This window comes from Trinickia camelliae, from assembly GCF_053525655.1.
The window spans coordinates 20,579-39,247 of the sequence record NZ_JBCHAA010000020.1 but is presented as its reverse complement, the minus strand read 5'-3'; the positions used below and the strand labels follow the sequence as shown (position 1 = coordinate 39,247).

15 protein-coding genes are annotated in these 18,669 nt (G+C 63.4%); 4 read left to right on the top strand and 11 right to left on the bottom strand.

Annotation, left to right across the window (positions count from 1 at the left end):
* Nucleotides 1-82: 82 nt before the first annotated feature.
* From AAHK20_RS27940 to AAHK20_RS27895, 10 genes are all read right to left on the bottom strand, one after another.
* The gene (locus AAHK20_RS27940; protein WP_449184734.1) at nucleotides 83-2,299 is read right to left on the bottom strand and encodes a polysaccharide biosynthesis tyrosine autokinase; all 2,217 of its coding nucleotides are present in this window, start codon (nucleotides 2,297-2,299) and stop codon (nucleotides 83-85) included.
* Between the two features lie 4 nt (nucleotides 2,300-2,303).
* The gene (locus tag AAHK20_RS27935; protein ID WP_449184733.1) at nucleotides 2,304-2,744 is read right to left on the bottom strand and encodes a low molecular weight protein-tyrosine-phosphatase; all 441 of its coding nucleotides are present in this window, start codon (nucleotides 2,742-2,744) and stop codon (nucleotides 2,304-2,306) included.
* A complete protein-coding gene (locus AAHK20_RS27930; protein WP_461859104.1) occupies nucleotides 2,741-3,847 on the bottom strand; it encodes a polysaccharide biosynthesis/export family protein in 1,107 nt (368 codons plus the stop codon). Before AAHK20_RS27930 ends, AAHK20_RS27935 begins: the two co-directional genes overlap by 4 nt.
* Before the next feature lie 139 nt (nucleotides 3,848-3,986).
* Nucleotides 3,987-5,366, bottom strand: coding sequence for an undecaprenyl-phosphate glucose phosphotransferase (locus AAHK20_RS27925; protein ID WP_449184731.1), 1,380 nt, complete (start codon nucleotides 5,364-5,366; stop codon nucleotides 3,987-3,989).
* 52 nt (nucleotides 5,367-5,418) lie between these two features.
* On the bottom strand, nucleotides 5,419-6,915 hold the full coding sequence (locus AAHK20_RS27920; protein ID WP_449184730.1) for a mannose-1-phosphate guanylyltransferase/mannose-6-phosphate isomerase: 1,497 nt from the start codon (nucleotides 6,913-6,915) through the stop codon (nucleotides 5,419-5,421).
* A gap of 442 nt (nucleotides 6,916-7,357) precedes the next feature.
* Complete coding sequence (locus tag AAHK20_RS27915; protein WP_449184729.1) at nucleotides 7,358-8,191, bottom strand: ABC transporter permease; 834 nt, start codon at nucleotides 8,189-8,191, stop codon at nucleotides 7,358-7,360.
* Entirely contained in the window at nucleotides 8,191-9,063 is an 873-nt protein-coding gene (locus AAHK20_RS27910) for an ABC transporter permease (protein WP_449184728.1), read from the bottom strand. The genes AAHK20_RS27915 and AAHK20_RS27910 overlap by 1 nt, the downstream gene beginning before the upstream one ends.
* The gene (locus AAHK20_RS27905; protein WP_449184727.1) at nucleotides 9,060-10,142 is read right to left on the bottom strand and encodes an ABC transporter ATP-binding protein; all 1,083 of its coding nucleotides are present in this window, start codon (nucleotides 10,140-10,142) and stop codon (nucleotides 9,060-9,062) included. Before AAHK20_RS27905 ends, AAHK20_RS27910 begins: the two co-directional genes overlap by 4 nt.
* A gap of 13 nt (nucleotides 10,143-10,155) precedes the next feature.
* The gene (locus tag AAHK20_RS27900) at nucleotides 10,156-11,325 is read right to left on the bottom strand and encodes an extracellular solute-binding protein (RefSeq protein ID WP_449184726.1); all 1,170 of its coding nucleotides are present in this window, start codon (nucleotides 11,323-11,325) and stop codon (nucleotides 10,156-10,158) included.
* Nucleotides 11,326-11,537: 212 nt separating this feature from the next.
* Nucleotides 11,538-12,203, bottom strand: coding sequence for a FadR/GntR family transcriptional regulator (locus tag AAHK20_RS27895; RefSeq protein WP_449184841.1), 666 nt, complete (start codon nucleotides 12,201-12,203; stop codon nucleotides 11,538-11,540).
* 301 nt (nucleotides 12,204-12,504) lie between these two features.
* On the opposite strand from AAHK20_RS27895, the gene AAHK20_RS27890 reads away from it, so the two are divergent.
* Nucleotides 12,505-12,813, top strand: a complete 309-nt coding sequence (locus AAHK20_RS27890; RefSeq protein ID WP_449184725.1) for a hypothetical protein — start codon at nucleotides 12,505-12,507, stop codon at nucleotides 12,811-12,813.
* Between the two features lie 20 nt (nucleotides 12,814-12,833).
* Here AAHK20_RS27890 and AAHK20_RS27885 read toward each other — a convergent pair whose 3' ends face one another.
* Nucleotides 12,834-13,820, bottom strand: a complete 987-nt coding sequence (locus tag AAHK20_RS27885; RefSeq protein WP_449184724.1) for a transporter substrate-binding domain-containing protein — start codon at nucleotides 13,818-13,820, stop codon at nucleotides 12,834-12,836.
* Here AAHK20_RS27885 and AAHK20_RS27880 point away from each other — a divergent pair.
* The 3 genes from AAHK20_RS27880 to AAHK20_RS27870 are packed head-to-tail and all read left to right on the top strand — an operon-like array spanning nucleotide 13,767 to nucleotide 18,603.
* Nucleotides 13,767-15,914, top strand: coding sequence for a hybrid sensor histidine kinase/response regulator (locus AAHK20_RS27880; RefSeq protein WP_449184723.1), 2,148 nt, complete (start codon nucleotides 13,767-13,769; stop codon nucleotides 15,912-15,914). The two genes, AAHK20_RS27885 and AAHK20_RS27880, sit on opposite strands and share 54 nt — an antisense overlap.
* Nucleotides 15,911-17,974: a hybrid sensor histidine kinase/response regulator gene (locus tag AAHK20_RS27875; RefSeq protein WP_449184722.1), complete on the top strand. Its 2,064-nt coding sequence runs from the start codon at nucleotides 15,911-15,913 to the stop codon at nucleotides 17,972-17,974. Before AAHK20_RS27880 ends, AAHK20_RS27875 begins: the two co-directional genes overlap by 4 nt.
* On the top strand, nucleotides 17,971-18,603 hold the full coding sequence (locus AAHK20_RS27870) for a response regulator (protein ID WP_449184721.1): 633 nt from the start codon (nucleotides 17,971-17,973) through the stop codon (nucleotides 18,601-18,603). The genes AAHK20_RS27875 and AAHK20_RS27870 overlap by 4 nt, the downstream gene beginning before the upstream one ends.
* Nucleotides 18,604-18,669: the final 66 nt, after the last annotated feature.

The following is an 18,669-nucleotide window of genomic DNA, read 5'->3' as shown; positions in this document are numbered from 1 at the left end:
TCATAGTCGATGCGCCGCACGCGTTCCTGCGCGATCCTTCAATTCGTCGTAGTTGGCTTTAGGGCTTTTTGGCTTTAGGCCGTTAATCCGAAGCGCTTTCGTAGCCGTAGTAACCGGAGTAGTACGCGCCATAGCCGATACGCCTTTGCGGCACGTCGGTGAACAGCACGCCCTTGAGCGTCACGCCGCCATTGCGCAAACGCGTGCTGGTTTCCACGATCTCCGCCATCGGATGGCGGCCGTGACGCACCACCAGCAACGTTGCGCCCGCGTGCTTGCCGATCAGCGCCGAATCGGTCACGGCCAGGACAGGCGGCGTATCGACGATCACGACGTCGTAGCGGCTCGAGAAATCGTCGAGCAGCTTCTTGAAGCGCTCGCTCATCAGCAGCTCGGCTGGATTGGGCGGCAGCGAGCCGCGCGGCAGCACGTCGACATCCGGCAAGGCATCGCGCATCACGGCGGCGTCGCTGTCGAGTCCGGCGATCACGTCCGAAAGACCCGGTTGCCTCGTCAAGCCGAAATAGCCGTGCACGTCGCCGCGCCGCATGTCGCCGTCGATCAGCAAGACGCGTTTTCCGCCACTGGCGAGCACCGCCGCCAGATTCACCGACATGAACGATTTCCCGACCTCCGGCTTGGGCCCGGTGATCACGACCACGTTATTGGCGGTATCGAGCAAGCCGAACTGCAACGCGGTGCGCAAGCTGCGAATCCCTTCGATCGCCACGTCGTGCGACGCCACCGATGCCAGCACGTGCTGCCCGCCGCTGCCGCGCCGCACGTTCTGCTGGAGGCGCACTTGCGTCTCGCTGTGCGGCACCGTCGCGTACACCGGCAAGCCCAGCGCCTGCTCGATTTCCTCGCTATGCTCGACTCCACCGAAGAGTGCGCGCTTGACGAACGCCGCCGCGGTGCCCGCGATCAAGCCCAAGACAAGCGCCAACGCGATGACGAGCGGACGCTTGGGCCTGACCGGCGTATCTTCGGCAACCGCGAAGTCGACCACGCGGACATTGCCGACTTCGCCCGCCTTCACGATGCGCAGCTGTTGAGCGCTGTCGAGCAGGTTCGTATAGAGCTCGGTGTCGACCCGAACGTCGCGCAACAAGCGCAGCGCGGATTGCTCGGTATCCGGCAACGCCGATACGCGCTGATTCAGCTGATCCTGCTGCGCCTGCAATGCGGCGATCTGCGAGTTCAGCGCCGTCACCGCCGGGTGGGTGGCGGCAAAGCGTTGCGTCATTTCGATCCGCTGCTGCTCCAATTCGACTTGCTTCGCTTTGCCGTCGACGATCTGCTGCAACAGCAAGCGGCTTTCCTCGCTCAAGTCGACGGTGCCCTTGTGGTTCCGGAATGCGTTATAGCGATCCTCGGCTTGATCGAGCTGGGCGCGCAGCTGCGGCAGCTGCTGATCGAGGAACGCGAGCGTATGCTCGGCTTCCGCCGACTTGCGATCGATGTTCTGCTGAACATAGGCAGAGGCGATCGTGTTGATGATCTCCGCCGTGCGCTTGCTATCCGCGCCGTCGAGCGAAACGCCGATCACACCCGATTGCTTGGTCTTTTCCGCAATGACGAGCGCATCCTGCAGCTCCGAAATCGTCGCGAGCGTCGACGCCCGCTTCAGAATGAATTGCGTATCGGGCCGCGCTCTCAAGCGTGCGACGAGCACGCGGACGGCAGCGCCTTGCGAGTCGACGCCCTGAGCCGTTTCGCCTGCCTTTCCATGCAGGACGACATTGCCCTCCGGGTCGAGCAGATCGAAGCTATCGCCTTCGCGCACTATCAGCGTGTACTTGGCGTCGTATCTGACCTTGGGCACATCGAACTGCGTCACCTCGATGCGTTCCCCGCCCCACGCAAAGCGCGCCATGCCCAACAGCGGCGAAGCGAGCGTATCGCTGCCGGCGCGACGCGCCAGCATGGGGCCGATGATCGGGAAATAGCGCGGCTGGGCGCTGATATCGAGGTGCAGCGTCTGCACCGTCTGCCCCACGACGAGCCTTGAGCGGATCAGTTCGATTTCGGCGTCGGCGGTCTGCTTCGTGTCGAAGATCGAGGCCAATTCGCCTAGCGCGTCTTTGGTCGAGTTGGCGTTGTCTTCCACTTGGATCATGGCGTCCGCGCGATAAACGGGCTTCGCGACAAACGCGTAGAGGATGCCGAGCAGAAGCACCGTCGACGCCACGACGGCGATCAGCTTCCAGCTTTCGACGACGACCGACAAATAGTCGGACAGGTGAATCTCGTCGCCGGTCGACGAATCGATGAATCGAGGTTGATTGATGGATGCCATGCGATTAGTGAGTCAGTCGGACCAATGCTTCAAACCAGCGCGCCAAGCTGTGCTCGATCTGCGCCAAGGCGATTTCGAACGCTTCACGTCCTTTGCGGTACGGGTCGTCTATGTCGATGCGCTCGTACTGGCCGATGCGATAGACCTTGCCCTTGGCGAACGGATAGCTCTTTTCGATCCTTTGGCATTGCGCTCGCGTCATCGCGAGCACCAATTGCGCCGCGCGCATTTGATGAAGGTTCAAGTTCGCGGCGACATGCCCGCCGATGTCGATTTCGCGCTCTGCCATCAATTCCACGGCGATCGGGTCGGCGCGGCGTCCGGCAAGCGCGGCCCATCCGGCCGACATCACGCGCACGCCCGGCAGCCGACGCGCCAACAACGCTTGCGCCATCGGGCTGCGGCAGATGTTGCCCTCGCACACTACGAGAATGCTGTCGATCATTTCGTTAGCACCGCCCCGGTCAGACCCGCGTTGATCGCCGGCAGCAACAAGCTCAGCACGCGGCTGATCCGAACGAGACCGTTGCCGTCCACGTACACAACGTCCTTCGGCTGCAGCTCGAATTGATTCGCGAGCACCATCGAAACGGGCGAATGTGCGTTGAGGTGGAACACTTGCGGCGTCGTGCCGAGCGCGCCGCGAACCACGTAGACCTGCGCGGCGTCGGCCGTGCTGGTGTTCAAACTCCCCGCTTGCGAAATGGCGTCGCTCAGCGTGAGCTTGCCGTCCTTCATCGGAATTGCCGTGACGGGCTTGTTGACCTCGCCCATCACATAGACGCCGTTGTCGTCGCGGGACACGACGCGCAGCAAGTCGCCATTTCTCAGCAAGATGCTGGACGGGCTCACGTTGCGATCGAGCATGCTCGGCAGATTCAGCTTGTAGGACACGCCGTCGCGCACGAGCACGAGACGGCTTTGGTCCGCCGTCGGACTGAATCCGCCTGCGCGATTGACCGCCTCATAGAGCGTCATCGGCACGTCGTTGATCGGCACGGCGCCGGGCGTATGCACCTCGCCGTCGACATAGACCTGCTTCGCGCGGAACGACGCGACACGCACCGTGACCTGGGGGTCCTTGTAGACCCCGTTCGACAACGCTGCGGAAATCTTTTGCTGAGCCTGCTCAATGCGCAAGCCGCCAACATGAATGCTGCCGGCGTAAGGCACCTGTACATCCCCGTTGTCGTCGATCAAGAACCCTTGCGCGGGATCGTAGGGACGGCTGTTCGTCTGCGGCTGAGCGCCGAGCGCCGCCACCAATTCGGGGTGGTCCCACACCGTGATTTGCAGGACGTCGCCGGCGCCGAGCGTATAGGGGCTTGCCTTGGCGATCAGCCCTTGAATCTGATTGGCGTTCGCTTGTTCCTGCGCATCGCGCATTTGCCTGATCAACGCGGCGTTGATATCGGCCACCGGAATCTGCAACTCGGCCGGCGGCGTATCCTTGTCTCCGCTCGTGACGGGCAGCGTGGCAGGTGTGGCCATCCGCATCCCGGGCGCGATCGCGCACGCCGAAAGCATCACGCTTGCCAAGGCGCCCATCACGAAACCGCTACAGCGACAACCCAAAGTCCGCTTATTCTCGAAAAGCCTTTCGTACAGCAACCCCATTGGTTATTCCCCCATATTGCAATTTCGCTGCTTTAACCGCCGCAGCGATTTCTGTTACATCGCGTCAGCTTCAATAAGCGTTACGGTGTATGAAGCCTTTAGCGATCGTCGCCATCACAATCCGCATATCCAGCGCAAACGACCAATTCCTCAAGTAATAAAGGTCGTACTCGACGCGCCCTTGCATCTTCTCGAGCCGATCAGTCTCGCCTCGATAGCCGTTCACCTGCGCCCACCCCGTGATGCCAGGCTTGATCCGATAGCGATGGATATAACCGCTCACGATCTTCTGATAGAGCTCGTCATGCTCGATCGCATGCGGGCGCGGTCCGACCACCGACATCTCGCCGCGCAGCACGTTGAAGAATTGCGGCAGCTCGTCGAGACTCGTGCGCCGCAGGAACGCGCCGACACGCGTAATGCGGACATCGTTGCGAGTGGCCTGCTTGACGACGCCTTTCTCTTCGCTATGCAGGCGCATCGTGCGGAACTTGTAGATCTTGAACACGCGTCCATCCGCGCCTTTGCGCTTTTGCGTGAAGAGCACCGGGCCGCGCGACGAGCACTTGACGGCAAGCGCAATCGCAATCAGCAGCGGCGTCAGCAACATCAACGCGACTGCGGCAAATACGCGGTCGAACGTTTCTTTCTTCAGCATCGCGTGATGCGGCAACGGCGATGCGGCCAAGTTGATCGCGGGTACGCCGATCAGATCCGTCATGCTGCTGTCGAAGAGCGCCACGCTGCTGACGTCCGGCATGTAGCGGATATTCACGAGGTCGTCTCGAAACTCGTCGACCACGCGCAAGATCGTGCTTTCTTCCGAAAGCGGCAACGTCAGCCAAAGCTCCTGCATGCCTTCAGCGCGTACGTGCGCGCCGAACGCGCCAAGGTCGTCGAACACCGGCACGTCCTTCTTCGCGACGCAAGCCTCAGGGCGCACGTTGAAAATCGCGCAGGCACGAAAACCGCTCGCCGGCGAGGCGTCGAGCTTGTGCATGACGAGCGCCGAATGCGCACCGCAGCCAACGATCGCGACCTTGCGCAAATTCAAGCCCGCGTAGCGAATGCGAGCCAGAACCGTATGCGCGGTCAGCCTCGACACGATCAGCGCGCCGCCGGTCGTGCCGGTCCAATACGCGAACCACAGCCGCGAAATCAGGTCGGTCCGGTGCAGCGCGAACATCAGCGCCAAGCCGCACCCCTGGACCACGAGCCAGGCCAGCGAAATTTGCCCGGTCAGCCGGAGCTTCGAACGGCCTCGCCACGACTGGTAGACGCCGAACGCCGGAAACAGCACGAGCGCGAACGCGGCGGCAAACGCAATGAACGCCGCATCGAAATGGCTTTCGGTCAGGTCCTCGAAGCGAACCTGGGACGCCGCCACCGCGCCGCCGACCACCAAGACGACGTCCAGGACGCGCGTCATCAACCCTCGAGGTCCGTGCATTTTTCCGTTGTCCTTTGACAAGGTTGGAAACGTGTGCCGCAACGTTCGTGCGTCACGCGCGCCCGTAGGTATCGTCAAAACGCACGATGTCGTCTTCACCCAGATACGAGCCTGACTGCACTTCGATGATCTCGAGCGGCACCTTGCCGGGGTTCTCGAGCCGGTGCTGAATGCCCAGGGGAATGAACGTGGATTCGTTTTCGCTCAGCAGGAACTGCTCTTCGCCGCGAACGACGAGCGCGGTGCCGCGCACGACGATCCAATGCTCCGCACGGTGGTGATGCAACTGCAGCGAGAGACGCGCACCTGGCTGAACCACGATGCGCTTTACCTGAAAGCGCTCGCCCTGATCGATCGAGTCGTAGTAGCCCCAGGGGCGCCGTACCTTGCGATGCGCGTTCGCTTCCGGTCCGTGGCCTGCCTTGATGCGCTCGACCACGCCCTTCACGTCCTGCACGCGCGAACGGTCGACGACGAGCACCGCATCATCTGTCTCGACCACCACGACGTTGGTCACGCCAACGCACGCAACCAGGCGTCCCTCGGAATGCGCAAGGCTTGCCGTCGACCCTTCGAACACGACGCGGCCGCGCGCCACGTTGCCGTCGGCGTCCTTGTCGAGCGCGTCCCACACGGCGTCCCATGACCCGAGATCCGACCAGCCCGCTTCGAGCGGCACAACCACACCTTGCGCGGGCGCCGCGTTCGAGCCGAGGTGTTCCATCACCGCGTAGTCGATCGAGTCGGACGGCGAGCGCTCGAAGTCCTCGAGCGCCGGACGGAAGAAGGGACCGTCACCCTGGCCGTTCGCAAACGCGGCGACGCACGCCTCGTGCATCTGCGGCTGAAGCCGCTCGAGCGTGTCCAGCCAGATGCTCGCCCGCACGACAAAAATGCCGCTGTTCCACCAGTACTCGCCCGATTCGACGTATTGCGCCGCCAGCTCTTCGGCGGGCTTCTCGACGAAGCGCTCGATGCAGTGCGCTCCGCCGTCCAGCGCCGCGCCAAGCCGGATATAACCGAAACCCGTATCGGGACGCGCAGGCGGCACCCCGAGCGTCACGACCGCACCTCGTTCGGCGTGGTCCGCCGCGCGTTCGATCGCACGCTGGAATGCGGGCGTATCCGAAATTGCGTGGTCGGCGGGCATCGCCACCACAATCGCATCGCCGCTGCTCGCGCACGCCGCCAACGCCGCCAGCGTCAATGCCGGCGCCGTACCGCGCCGCGCGGGCTCGGCGATGATGCGGGCCTGCGCGCCGCTCGCCTGAAGCTGCTCGGCGGTCACGAAACGATGGTCGTCGCCGCAGACCACAATCGGCGCGGCCACGACATCACGTGCGCCCGAGAAATCGCGCATACGCTGCACCGTCGATTGCAGCAGCGATGCCGGGCCGACGATCCCGATCAACTGCTTCGGAAACTGTTCGCGTGACATCGGCCACAAGCGGCTTCCGGAGCCGCCGGCAAGCACGACCGGCGCGATGCGCAATGCCGCGTCCGCATGCCCGTCAGCGCGTGTCTGAACATTCTCGATCTCTTGGCTCAATTTCTGTACTCCTATGCATGCTGTTATCGCGACCGCGCGAAGCACTCGCGCGGCCGTCCGGCGACCAGCGCGCTGATTCGCGTGCGGTGCGGCGACGCTTTGGAGTCCGCCTCGTCACGCGTTCGTGCGAGGCGAATCGGAATTTCCGCAAGTCACGAAAGCGCCTTATTTCAAGCGCTTGCATCACTTGCCGCAAACAGTTCTGTCAGGCTGGAAGCGTACGGGAACGTGAATGTCAAATTCCGTCACGCTCGTGATCGATTCCGCCAAGTTGTTGCAACCGCACATGAGCGGCGGCGCAAGGCGGCGTCGAGTGCTGGCTGCAAACGGCAAGAGCCGCACGCTGTACTACGCGTGCGGCTCTGATTCACGTGGCCGTTTTGGACAAGAGGCGGCGATCCGCGCTGAACGACTCGGGCGCGACGTGCGCGCAATACGTCCCTCAGCGCTGTTCGTTGACTCGCGACACGAGCTGCGTCGGGCTGACGAATTGCAGCGCGATCAGCACCCAGATCAGCGTGATCGCCATATAGATCATCGCCATCGCGTCAATCGATTGCGGGGCGCGCACGCCGGTCGAAAATGCGGCGTAGTACAGCGCGACCACGAGCGTCTGCGTGGTCGGCCCGGCGGTAAAGAAGGTCAGTTCGAACAAGCCGATCGTGCGCACGAGCACGAGCAAGCCCGCCGCGAGCATGCCGGGCACGAGCAGCGGCAGCAGCACATGAATGAAATAGCGGAATGTATTCGCGCCAAAAATGCGCGCGGCCGATTCGAGATTCGGGTCGATCTGCTCGATGAACGGCGTCATCACGAGAACCACGAACGGCAGCGCGGGCACCAGGTTCGCGAGAATCACGCCGGGCAGCGTGCCTGCGAGACCGAACTTGTACATCGCCGTCGCCATGGGAATGCCGTAGGTGACCGGCGGCACCATCAAAGGCAGCAGAAATACGAGCATCGCAAGCCGCTTGCCGGGAAACCGGACGCGCGCAAGCGCATAAGCAGCCGGCACACCGAGCACGATCGATAGCACCACGACCGCGCCCACCACTTCGAGCGTCACCCAGAGCACGCTCGCGAGCTGGAAGTCGCTCCATGCCTGCCCGTACCAGTGCAGCGTGAAGCCCTCGGGCAGCGGCGTGCCGAACCAGCGCGTGGCGACGGAATTGACCGCGACCGTCGCGATCAACATCAGAATGTTCAGCAGGAAGAACACCACCGCGGCCCAGACCAGCGTCTTCCACGCTCGGTCGATGAGGCCGTCGATCGCCATCAGCCCTTCCCTCCGCTCACCGGACCCGCGTAGAAGAAGCGCCGCGCGCCGAGCATCGCCACGACGACGAGCAACTGCACGAAGCCCATCACGATCGCGATCGTCGAGGCCAGCGAGTAGTCGTAGCTCTCGAACGCGGCCTCGGACGCCGCAATCGACATCACGCGCGTCGGCCCCGCCGGCGCACCGAGCAGCACCGCCGACGGAAACACCGAGAAGGCCTGCACGAACGACAAGCATGCGGCCATCGTCAGCCCCGGCACCAGGAGCGGCAAATAGATCTGCCGGAACTGCTGCCACGGGCTCGCACCCAACGTCGCCGCGGCGCGCGCGAGCGTCGGATCGATACCGGTCACATACGAGAGCATGAGCAAGAACGCGAACGGAAAACCCGATACGACGAGCGAGATCAACACGCCCCAATAGTTGTGCGTGAGCCGCACCTCGTCGGACACCAGATGCAGTCCCGTCACCGCTTGCGAAAACCAGCCGTTCGGGCCGAAGTACGTGAGCATGCCGTCCGCGATCAGCACGGTGCCGAGCGTGACCGGAATCACGAGCAGCGTGGTCACGAGCTTCTGATACGGCGACTTGCGCCGGAGCGCGAACGCGACCGGCACCGATGCGCCGACGTTGATGAGCGTCGCGGGCACCGCGAGCTTCAAGGTGACGAAGATCGTCGGCCACATCGACGTATCAGTAAAGAACGTGACGTAGTTCGCGAGCGCGCCACCGCCGTTCATCGGCTGAAACGACAACATCAATCCGTATGCGAACGGATAGATGAAGAGCGCAACGATGAACGCGAGCGCCGGTGCGACGAGCCAGCCTTTCGCGTCGCGCCGCGAGCGAGATACGGGCAGCGTGCTCATCGTTGCGCTTCCGTCTCGTAGACCAGCACACGCGACGGTGCGATTCTCAGCGTCACACACTCGCCTTCGCTGAATTCCCCCGGCATGCGCGCCCACAGCTTGCCGAACGGCGCATTCGCGAGCACGAGCGAATCGCGCCCGCCATATTCGACGGTTTCGATTTGCACGTCGAACGCGTTTTCGTCGCCGGTCGCGGCGAGTTCAAAGTCGTCGGGCCGCATCGCCAGCGCGACCGCCTTGCGATCGTAGCCGGCCATCGCCACGCCGGCGAGCCGCACGCCCTGTGCCGACATCGTGACGTATTCCCCGAGCGTCCCATCGAGCGTGAACGGCACCACGTTGCGATAGCCCATGAAGCGCGCGACATGCAGGTTCGTTGGTCGACCGTATACCGCCTGCGGTATACCAACCTGCTGCACGATGCCCTCCTTCATGACGACGATGCGGTCCGCCATCGAAAGCGCCTCGTCCTGGTCGTGCGTCACATAAATCGTCGCGCGCTCGAGGCTCGTGTGAATGCGCCGGATCTCGGCGCGCATTTCGATGCGCAGCTTCGTGTCGAGATTCGACAGCGGTTCGTCCATGAGCACGAGCGGCGGCTCGATGACGATCGCGCGCGCGATCGCGACACGCTGCTGCTGCCCGCCGGACAACTGCCCCGGCAGCTTGTTGTCATGTCCGACGAGCTGCACGAGTTGCAGCGCTTCACGCGCGCGCCGATGCGCTTCCGCCTTCGGCACGCCGCGCATCTTGAGGCCGAAGCCGACGTTGTTCAGCACCGACATATGCGGGAACAGCGCGTAGTTCTGGAACACCATGCCGAAGCCGCGCTTCTCGGGCGGCAGCACGTCGATGCGTTCGTCGTCGAGCCAGATGCCGCCTGCCGTGAGCGGCTGCAATCCGGCGATGCAATTGAGCGCCGTCGATTTGCCGCAGCCGGACGGCCCCAGCAGCGCGATGAACTCGCCGCGCCCGATTTCCAGATCGAGATTGGAGAGCGCGGCGACCGGCTCGCCTTCCGCATTCGTGAAGCTGCGGCATACCGAGTCGAGCCGCAACCGCTCGAAGGAATGCTTCATGATGGTGATGGCCCTACTTCGTCTTCTGCGCGCCGATTTCGCGGTCCCATTTCTGAAATGCGGCGACCATCGCCTGCGCGGAAAGCGGTACCTGATGCGGACGATCGGCGATCCACTTGTCGTACTCCGGACGGCCGTACTTCTTGATCACGTCCTGGCTATGCGCGGAGGCCTGGGCCAGCGTGACGTCCTTCACAGCCGGCCCCGGATAGAAGTAGCCGTCGTCGTAAGTCAACGCCTGCTGCGCGGGCTCGAGCATGAAGTTCATCAGCTTGAGGAGTACCGCAACCTTGTCCTTCGGCACGCCCTTCGGAATCACCATGTAGTGCGCGTCGTTCACCCACGTCATGTTGTCGAACGCCTGCACCTTGAAGTCGGCCGGCACGATGCCGAGCGCGCGCGGATTGAGGTCCCAGCCCGTCACCGTCACGGTCATGTCGCGCGTGCCCTCGCCCAGCTCCTTCATCACCGCCGAGGTGCCGCCCGGGTAGTACGGGATGCACTCGTTCAACGCCTTGAGGAACGCCCAGGTCTTGTCCCAGCCGTTGATCGGGTCCTGTGGGTTCTTGTCGCCGAGCACGTAAGGCAGGCCCATCAGGAACGTGCGGCCCGGGCCGGAATTCGCCGGACGCGCATAGATCAGCTTGTTCGGATGCGCCTTGCACCATTGCAGCAGTTGCTCGGGCGTCTTTGGCGGATCGCTGACTTTGGCGGGGTTGTACTCGATCAGCGGACCGGCCGGCATATACGCGACCTCGATCCCGTAGCCCTGCGCCAGGTCCTGCATCTTGCGCGGACCGGGCGCGTATTTGTCGAGCAGGCCCGGAAACGCGCCGGCGTTATCGGGCAAGAGCTTGAGCCACAGGTTCTGTTCGATGCCGGCCGCGAGCGCGTCGGTGCCGGTCAGGACGAGATCGATATCGGAGCGCCCGGCCGCCTGCATCGCCTTGATCTTGCCCGGCAATTGCGGCGCTGGCGCATTGGTATACGTAATGTTGGAGACAAGATTCGGATACTTCGCCTTGAACGCCTCGAAGCCCTTTTGCGTGAGCTGCAGATTGCCCGCGACGTCGACGATGTTCAGTGTGACCGGGTCGGCGTGGGCGGCAACGCTGCCGAGCACCGCAACGAAGACGGCGCCGAGGGCCGCCAGCTTGACTGACAACCTGCCTGGAAAAGACATTTCGTCTCCTCACTTCTCGTGATGGAAATCTTCTTGGATTTATTGCCTTCGTCTCACTCGCCTGCTTCTTGTTCAACAATCGGGAAACCGTTCATGTTGCCTGGAGGTCGAGCGGGCGACGGCCCTCAAGGTAGCACCGCCGATTCCATGTCGTCAAACAACATCCAACCATCTGCGCAACTCCCCCTTACAACTTCTGCGGTCCGGCCCGCTCAGGACCCAAACATCCGCTCGACCGCCCGTTCGAGATGCTGGCGCATCGCATGCGCGGCTGCTTGCGGATCGCGTTGGCGGATCGCCTCCAGCACCGCGAGATGCTCCTGTTGCACGAGCCGCTGGCGCTCGACGGATTTCACCAGCGACAAATTGCGCGAAAGGTTCATGCTGAACACGACCTGCTCCTGAATGAACGAGATCGCCGTGATGAAGAACTGGTTCTTCGACGCGCGCGCAATGGCCAGATGAAACGCGAAATCGTCCTTCGCGCCGATGCCTTCGGTTTCGACCACCGTCTGCAGGTTGTCCCATTCATGCTGGATCGCGGCGATGTCGTCGTCGTCGGCCTTCTCGGCCGCGAGCGCCGCGGCGCCCGATTCGGTCACCACGCGGTATTCGTAGCAGCGTTTGATGTCCGACAGGCTTTCGAGCGGCGCGAAGCGCTTCACGTTCGGGTCCGGGCGGCGCACGACCGTCGTGCCCGAGCCGTGGCGCGTCGCGATGATGCCGTCGGCGCGCAGTTGCGCGAGCGCCTCGCGCACGGTCGGGCGCGAGGTGGCGAAGCGCTCGGCGAGCGCATGCTCGGTCGGCAGGCGATCCCCTTCCTTGTATTCGCCGTCGATGATGCGGTTCAGGATGTCGCTGTAGATGCGCCCCGGCATGCCGGGCGATTTGCGTTCGGTCGTTATCACGGGGAGACGCCCACTTGTCACGGTAGTACTGGATTGTAAGGCAAACAACGACATTATCAGCAACATCTCGGTTAACAACTTTCGCGGCGGCGTGTCAGGATTTCCTGACCTCAATTGCAGAATGCCCCTCAACCGATTTCCGCGTTTCCCGACGGCATTCGTATACCAGCGCGCCTACCATGGAATGCAACCCTGAACGGACCGCGCCTCGGCACGGTCCGTCGGGATTGGCCCATTCGGGTACGGTCACTCTTGATCCGCGGTCGCCCCCATGACTCTCCATCCGTCCGAGCGCGAACAGGCTCTCGAACACATCAACGGCATCTGCCTGCGTCTGTTCGATAGCTGGTGCGAATCCAGAAGCGTGACGCCGCTGGTTTACCTGATGCATTGCTGGCCGCTGCTCGACAGCGACTCGGCGTCGATTAAGCGGCTCGTCGAAACGCTGTCCGAATTGAAGAAATTCCACCCTGAAACGCTGGATCAAGGGCTGGCGCCGGCGCTTGCCGAACTGGTCGACCGAGCGAACGAGGTCCTCGTCTATTTGCCCGAGCGCACGCGGCGCACCGCGAACGCCTGAACAGGTGAACGGATTGGGGCCTAGCGCAAAGAGGCCGGATCGAACCACAGTTCCTTGCGCTCGCGCGGCACCCAAGCCGGCAGATAGGGGTTTTGAAGTTCGATGATGGTCCGATGGGGCAGATCGAGGTCCGACAACTGGCCGGCGAAGTGCCGGTTGAAAAACGCCTGGAAGCTGCCGTTTTTTTGCATCAGTTCGAGCCCGTCACGGATTCGCGCGGCGAGACGAGGCTGCGATTTGCTGACATAGAAGAACTGCGCGAACGGGTACTTGATCAGGAGATGCCGGTCGATCGCCAGATTCGGATAACGGGGCCCGTAAGCCCGCTCTTCCTCCGGTGCCTCGAGAACGCCGCGGGGGAAGAGATCAAAACGGCCATGAAGAAGCATCAGAAAAAGCGAGTCGTAGGTTTCGGCAGTCGTGACGGGGACGCGGTTGTACTGATACACGCGCACGTCGCCCCAATTGCTGCCTTGGCCGACGGAAAGCGACCGTAGCTGCTCGAGCGTCGTCACGGTGTCGATCTTCGCCTGGCTGTGCCTGTCGATCAGCGCGACGCGATAGCCGAGCAAGCCGCGGTCGATCGGAAAGGGAATCGGAATCATCCCTTCGTCGAAGTCTTCATGGCCGGCGTCGCTGATCATGATGTTGATGCGATCCCCCTTTAGCGCTTCGGTGTGCGAGCGCGCGATCGAAATCGGATCGGTATAGGGGATCTCGACGTAGGGGCCGTAAGTTGGCGTGGTGACTTTCAGCACCTCCGTCAGCAGCTCGAAGGGATACGCGTAGCGAACGCGGTATTCCTCGGATTTCAGCGGACGCACCACGTCGGCCGCGAACACCGATGAACTCAGGAGAGACCAGAACAACAGTCCGCAAAGCATTTTGCGCATGATAGTCGGCTTGCAGGTGGCACATAATGGCAAAAATAACCCGGACACTCGCGGGAAGATATGACGCTCAATACGTTCGGCGTGCTGTGGAATCCGGTCCAGCGCTCGCGCCATAGCGTGCTGCTGCGGCTGCTCGCGACCGTGTTGCTGTTCAGCGTCGTCGTCACGCTGCTGCTGACTGCTGTGCAGCTCTACCGCGATTATCACCGCGGCGCGGCGCGGATTGAAAACCAGCTCGTCGATATCGACCGCAGCTATCGCGACAGTCTCAGCGAGGCGCTCTGGCGGCTCGACCGCGACCAGCTGCAGCTCGAGCTCGACGGTATCTTGCGCCTCGCGGACGTCCGCGCAGCAGAGGTACGCGAGGCCGGCTCGGAGACGCCGATGGTGGTCACCGCGGGGCAGCGTGCAACGAGCGCGGCGATCGTCCGCGAGTTTCCGCTCGATTATCGCGTGGCGGGCAAGCTGCAGCAGATCGGCACGCTTCACGTCGAAGCGACGCTCGCCGACTTGTACGCCGGACTCAAGCGCACCGCGTTCGTGATCCTGATGAGCCAGGCCGCGAATACGTTTCTCGTCTCGCTCTTCACGATCTCGATCGTCTACGTGCTCGTCACGCGCCACCTCGCGACGATCGCGCGCTTCGTCGGCCATTACGACTTCCGCCAGCCGCCGCAAACGCTGGCGCTGCAGCGGCCCGCGCACCATCAGCCGGACGAACTCGATCGCGTCGTCACCGCGTTCAACGGCATGGGCTCGCGGCTCTATCGCGCCTATCTCGACGAGCAGGAGGCCGCGGCCGAGCGCGAGGCGCGGCGTCTCGCGGAAGCGGCCAATCGCGCGAAGGGCGAATTCCTGGCGAGCATGAGCCACGAATTGCGCACGCCGTTGAACGGCATCCTCGGTTACGCGCAGATCCTGCGGCGCGACAACACGCTGGGCGAGAAACAGCGTGACGGCATCGAAGTGATTCAAAAAAGCGGCGAGCATCTGCTCGTGCTGATCGAAGACATTCTCGACTTCGCGAAGATCGAAGCGGGCAAGCTGCGGCTGGAGATGTCCGACGTGCCGCTCGCGAGCCTGTTGCCGATGATCCGCGAAATCATCGGCGTGAAGGCGGAGCAAAAGGCGCTCGAATTCGTGTGCGAACTCGCCGACGATGCCCCGCTCGGCGTGCGCGCGGACGAGCGGCGCTTGCGTCAGGTGCTGCTCAATCTGCTCGCGAACGCGGTGAAGTTCACGCAGCGCGGCCGCATCACCCTGCGCGTGACGCGCTCGTCGTTCGGCACGGCGCGCTTCGAGGTTCGCGATACCGGCATCGGCATTGCCGCCGATCAACTCGAGACGATCTTCGAACCGTTCGAGCAGGCGCGCGGCCCCGGGCATCGCGTCGACGGCACCGGCCTCGGCCTCGCGATCAGCCGCCAGCTCGTGCGCGCAATGGGCGGCGAGATTCGCGTCGAGAGCGAAGTGGGCAGCGGCAGCGCGTTCTGGTTCCGGCTGATGCCGGCGCTGAAGGTCTCCACCGGCTCCGCCGAACTACCCGAGCGCACCGTCATCGGCTACGAGGGGCCTCGCGTGAAAGTCTTGATCGTCGACGACGATGCGACCAATCGCAAAGTCGCGCGCGATTTTCTGAACGGGCTCGGCTTCGTCACGACGGAAGCCGTCAACGGTCTCGAAGGTCTCGATCAGGCGCTCGCCGAAAAACCGGCGCTCGTGCTGACCGATATCGTGATGCCCGTGCTCGACGGCCTTGATGCGACACGGCGGCTGCGACGCCTGCCCGGGTTCGACGAAGTGCCGGTCATCGCGGTTTCGGCGAGCCCCTCCGGCGCCGACGAGCAGAAGAGCCTCGAAGCGGGCGCGAACGCGTTCCTCTCCAAGCCGGTCGACTTCGACAAGCTCGTCGCGCAAATGGGCTTGCTGCTGCAATTGGATTGGACGCACGCGCCGCTCGCCGATTCGAACGCGCCGCGTCCCGCAACCGAGCACTACACCGTTCCGGGCGCCGAGATGCAGACGCTGCATCGCCTCGCGCGCCTCGGCAACATGCGCGAAATCCAGCAATGGGCGGACCGCGTCGCGTCGCTCGACGAACGCTATCTTCCGTTCGCCTCGCAATTGCGCGCGCTCGCCAAGGGCTATCAATCGCAAGCGATCCTCCAGCTTGTCGAGCGGCATCTCGATGAGGGGCACACATCATGAACACCGTGGAAGCGATCGCGGTCGACGTGACGACCGAACCGCCGTCGATCCTCATCGTCGACGATACCCCCGCGAACCTCGGCGTCGTGATGGACAGCCTCGCCGACAAGGGCTTTCGCGTGCTGGTCGCACTCGACGGCAACGAAGCGCTCGAGCGCGCGCAGTTCTCGCAGCCCGATTTGATTCTGCTCGACGTGAAGATGCCCGGCATCGACGGCTTCGAAACCTGCCGGCGTCTCAAGGCCGATCCGCGCACGCGCGATATCGCCGTGATCTTCATGACGTCGCTGACCGGCACGGCGCATTTGCTCGAAGGTTTCTCGGCGGGCGGCGTCGACTACATCACGAAGCCCGTGCAAGTCGCCGAGATGATGGCGCGCATCGGCACGCATCTCGCGCTGCGCGCCATGTACAAGCAACTCGTCGCGCAGAACAAGCAACTGCAAAACGAAATCGCCGTGCGCGAGCGAGCCGAGATCGCGCTCTCGCGCGTGCGCGACGAACTCGAAGCACGCGTCGTCAAGCGCACCGAGGAGCTTGCGCGCGCGAACGCCAGCCTCACGCTCGAAATCGACGAACGGCGGCGTGTCGAAGCGAAGCGCGTGGCGAGCGAGGCGCGCTTTCGGACGATCGTCGAGACGAGCCCGGTGCCGTTTTGCATCACGTCGATGCCCTGTGGCGAGCTGCTCTTCAGCAATGAGCCGATGCGGCAGTTGTTCGGTTTCGAAGACACGACGAGCCGCGGCATCAACATGGGCGATTTCTACGTCGATGCGGCGCTGCGCGATCAACTTGTGCAGCACTTGCGCCGCGAAGGCGCGTTTCGCAATTTCGAAGTGCAGTTCAAGCGTCCGAACGGCACGATGTTCTGGGCGACCGTCACGGCGCGCGTCGCGACCTACGACGACGCCCCGGCGATCTACGTCGGCATGAACGACGTCACCGCGCGCCGCGCGCAGGACGAAGCGCTGCGCAAGAGCGCGGCGAGCTTGGCGAACGCGCAGCGGCTCGCGCATCTCGGCGATTGGGGATGGGATGCGCGCTTGGGGATGACGCACTGGTCCGACGAGGTCTACAACATTCTCGGCCTGACTGAAACGCTCGATGAGACGCTCAATGAAGCGCACAAGCCGCGGCCCAGCTATCGCACCTTCGTCTCCGCCGTGCATCCCGACGATCGCAACGCGTTGCGGCAGACGCTGCGCGCGCTCGTTCGCGGCACCCGCGCGGAGGGCATCGATCTTCGCGTCGTCTGCCCAGGCGGCGCGATCCGCATCGTGCGCTTGCAGGCCGAAGCGCTATACGCGCCAGACGAAACACTACGGCCGTCGAAGCTCGTCGGCACGATTCAGGACATTACCGAACGCAAGCGCATCGAACAGGAGCTGATCGAATCGCGCGAGCAGTTGCGCGAACTCTCGAACTACATGGAAGGCATTCGCGAGGAAGAGCGCAAGCGCATCGCGATGGAGATCCATGACGAACTCGGCCAACTATTGACCGCGCTGAAGATGGACGTGGCGCTCATGCGCATGCGTCTGGGCGACGGCGACGCCGAGGCGAAACGCAAATCGGACGACATGCGCGAACTCGTCGAAAAAACGATCTGGATGGTGCGCAACGTGGCGAGCCATCTGCGCCCCGCCGCGCTCAATTTCGGCATCGTGTCGGCGCTCGAATGGCTCGCCGAAGACTTCGGCCGGCGCACGGGCATCGCATGCCGCGTCCGGGTGCGCGGCGGCGAACCGGCGCTGAACGACGCGCATGCGACCGCGGTGTTCCGCATCGTGCAGGCGTCGCTCACCAACGTCGCGCGCCACGCGGGCGCCTCGCGCGTCGACGTGACGCTCGACAACGACGGCGCCTCGCTCGCGCTGCAAATCGGCGACGACGGGTGCGGTTTCGATCCCGACGAAGCGAAGAAGGGGTACTCCTACGGCCTGCTCGGCATGCAGGAGCGCGCGCGGCTCATCGGGGCTTCGCTGCAAATAGACAGTGCGCCAGGCACGGGCACGGTAGTTTCGATCCATATGCCGCTCACAGGCGGCTCTACGACATGATCCATATTCTCATTGCAGACGACCACGCCATCGTTCGCGGCGGCCTCAAACAAATCATCGCCACCACGACCGACATCGTCGTGGCCGGCGAAGCGGCGCACGGCGCCGAAGTGATCGACAAGCTGCGGATCTTGCAAGTCGACATCCTGCTGCTCGACATGACGATGCCGGGCATCAGCGGCATCGGGCTGATCCGGCGCGTGCGCACCGAACAGCCCGCGCTGCCGATACTCGTGCTCAGCATTCACAACGAGGCACAGGTGGTGTCGCGTGCGTTGCGGGCCGGCGCAACGGGCTACGTCACCAAGGACAGCGACCCCGAGATCCTGCTCGCGGCGATCCGCAAGCTCGCGGCAGGCGGACGGTTCATCGATCCGAAACTTGTCGATGCGATCGTGTTCGAAACGCATGCGGGCGAGGCGCCGCCGCACGAGGTGCTGTCGGACCGCGAGTTCCAGGTCTTGCAGATGCTCGCCGCCGGCAAGAGCATCAACGACATCGCCGAATCGTTCGCATTGAGCGCCAAGACCATCAGCACGCACAAAATGCGGCTCATGCAGAAGCTCAATCTCGGCAACAACGCTGAGTTGATTCGCTACGCAATCAAGCACGGGCTCGTCGCGGAATAACGGGCCAGAACGCTGACATTCGCCGTCAGGATTTCCTGACAGCGGATACAAGCTATTCCGAGGGGA

What these genes read in the sequence shown, in the direction of transcription:
- AAHK20_RS27940 (WP_449184734.1), bottom strand. Translation starts at nt 2,299, where the DNA reads ATGGCATCCATCAATCAACCTCGATTCATCGATTCGTCGACCGGCGAC.
- AAHK20_RS27935 (WP_449184733.1), bottom strand. Translation starts at nt 2,744, where the DNA reads ATGATCGACAGCATTCTCGTAGTGTGCGAGGGCAACATCTGCCGCAGC.
- AAHK20_RS27930 (WP_461859104.1), bottom strand. Translation starts at nt 3,847, where the DNA reads ATGGGCGCCTTGGCAAGCGTGATGCTTTCGGCGTGCGCGATCGCGCCC.
- AAHK20_RS27925 (WP_449184731.1), bottom strand. Translation starts at nt 5,366, where the DNA reads ATGCACGGACCTCGAGGGTTGATGACGCGCGTCCTGGACGTCGTCTTG.
- AAHK20_RS27915 (WP_449184729.1), bottom strand. Translation starts at nt 8,191, where the DNA reads ATGGCGATCGACGGCCTCATCGACCGAGCGTGGAAGACGCTGGTCTGG.
- AAHK20_RS27910 (WP_449184728.1), bottom strand. Translation starts at nt 9,063, where the DNA reads ATGAGCACGCTGCCCGTATCTCGCTCGCGGCGCGACGCGAAAGGCTGG.
- AAHK20_RS27905 (WP_449184727.1), bottom strand. Translation starts at nt 10,142, where the DNA reads ATGAAGCATTCCTTCGAGCGGTTGCGGCTCGACTCGGTATGCCGCAGC.
- AAHK20_RS27900 (WP_449184726.1), bottom strand. Translation starts at nt 11,325, where the DNA reads ATGTCTTTTCCAGGCAGGTTGTCAGTCAAGCTGGCGGCCCTCGGCGCC.
- AAHK20_RS27895 (WP_449184841.1), bottom strand. Translation starts at nt 12,203, where the DNA reads ATGCCGGGGCGCATCTACAGCGACATCCTGAACCGCATCATCGACGGC.
- AAHK20_RS27890 (WP_449184725.1), top strand. Translation starts at nt 12,505, where the DNA reads ATGACTCTCCATCCGTCCGAGCGCGAACAGGCTCTCGAACACATCAAC.
- AAHK20_RS27880 (WP_449184723.1), top strand. Translation starts at nt 13,767, where the DNA reads ATGACGCTCAATACGTTCGGCGTGCTGTGGAATCCGGTCCAGCGCTCG.
- AAHK20_RS27885 (WP_449184724.1), bottom strand. Translation starts at nt 13,820, where the DNA reads ATGGCGCGAGCGCTGGACCGGATTCCACAGCACGCCGAACGTATTGAG.
- AAHK20_RS27875 (WP_449184722.1), top strand. Translation starts at nt 15,911, where the DNA reads ATGAACACCGTGGAAGCGATCGCGGTCGACGTGACGACCGAACCGCCG.
- AAHK20_RS27870 (WP_449184721.1), top strand. Translation starts at nt 17,971, where the DNA reads ATGATCCATATTCTCATTGCAGACGACCACGCCATCGTTCGCGGCGGC.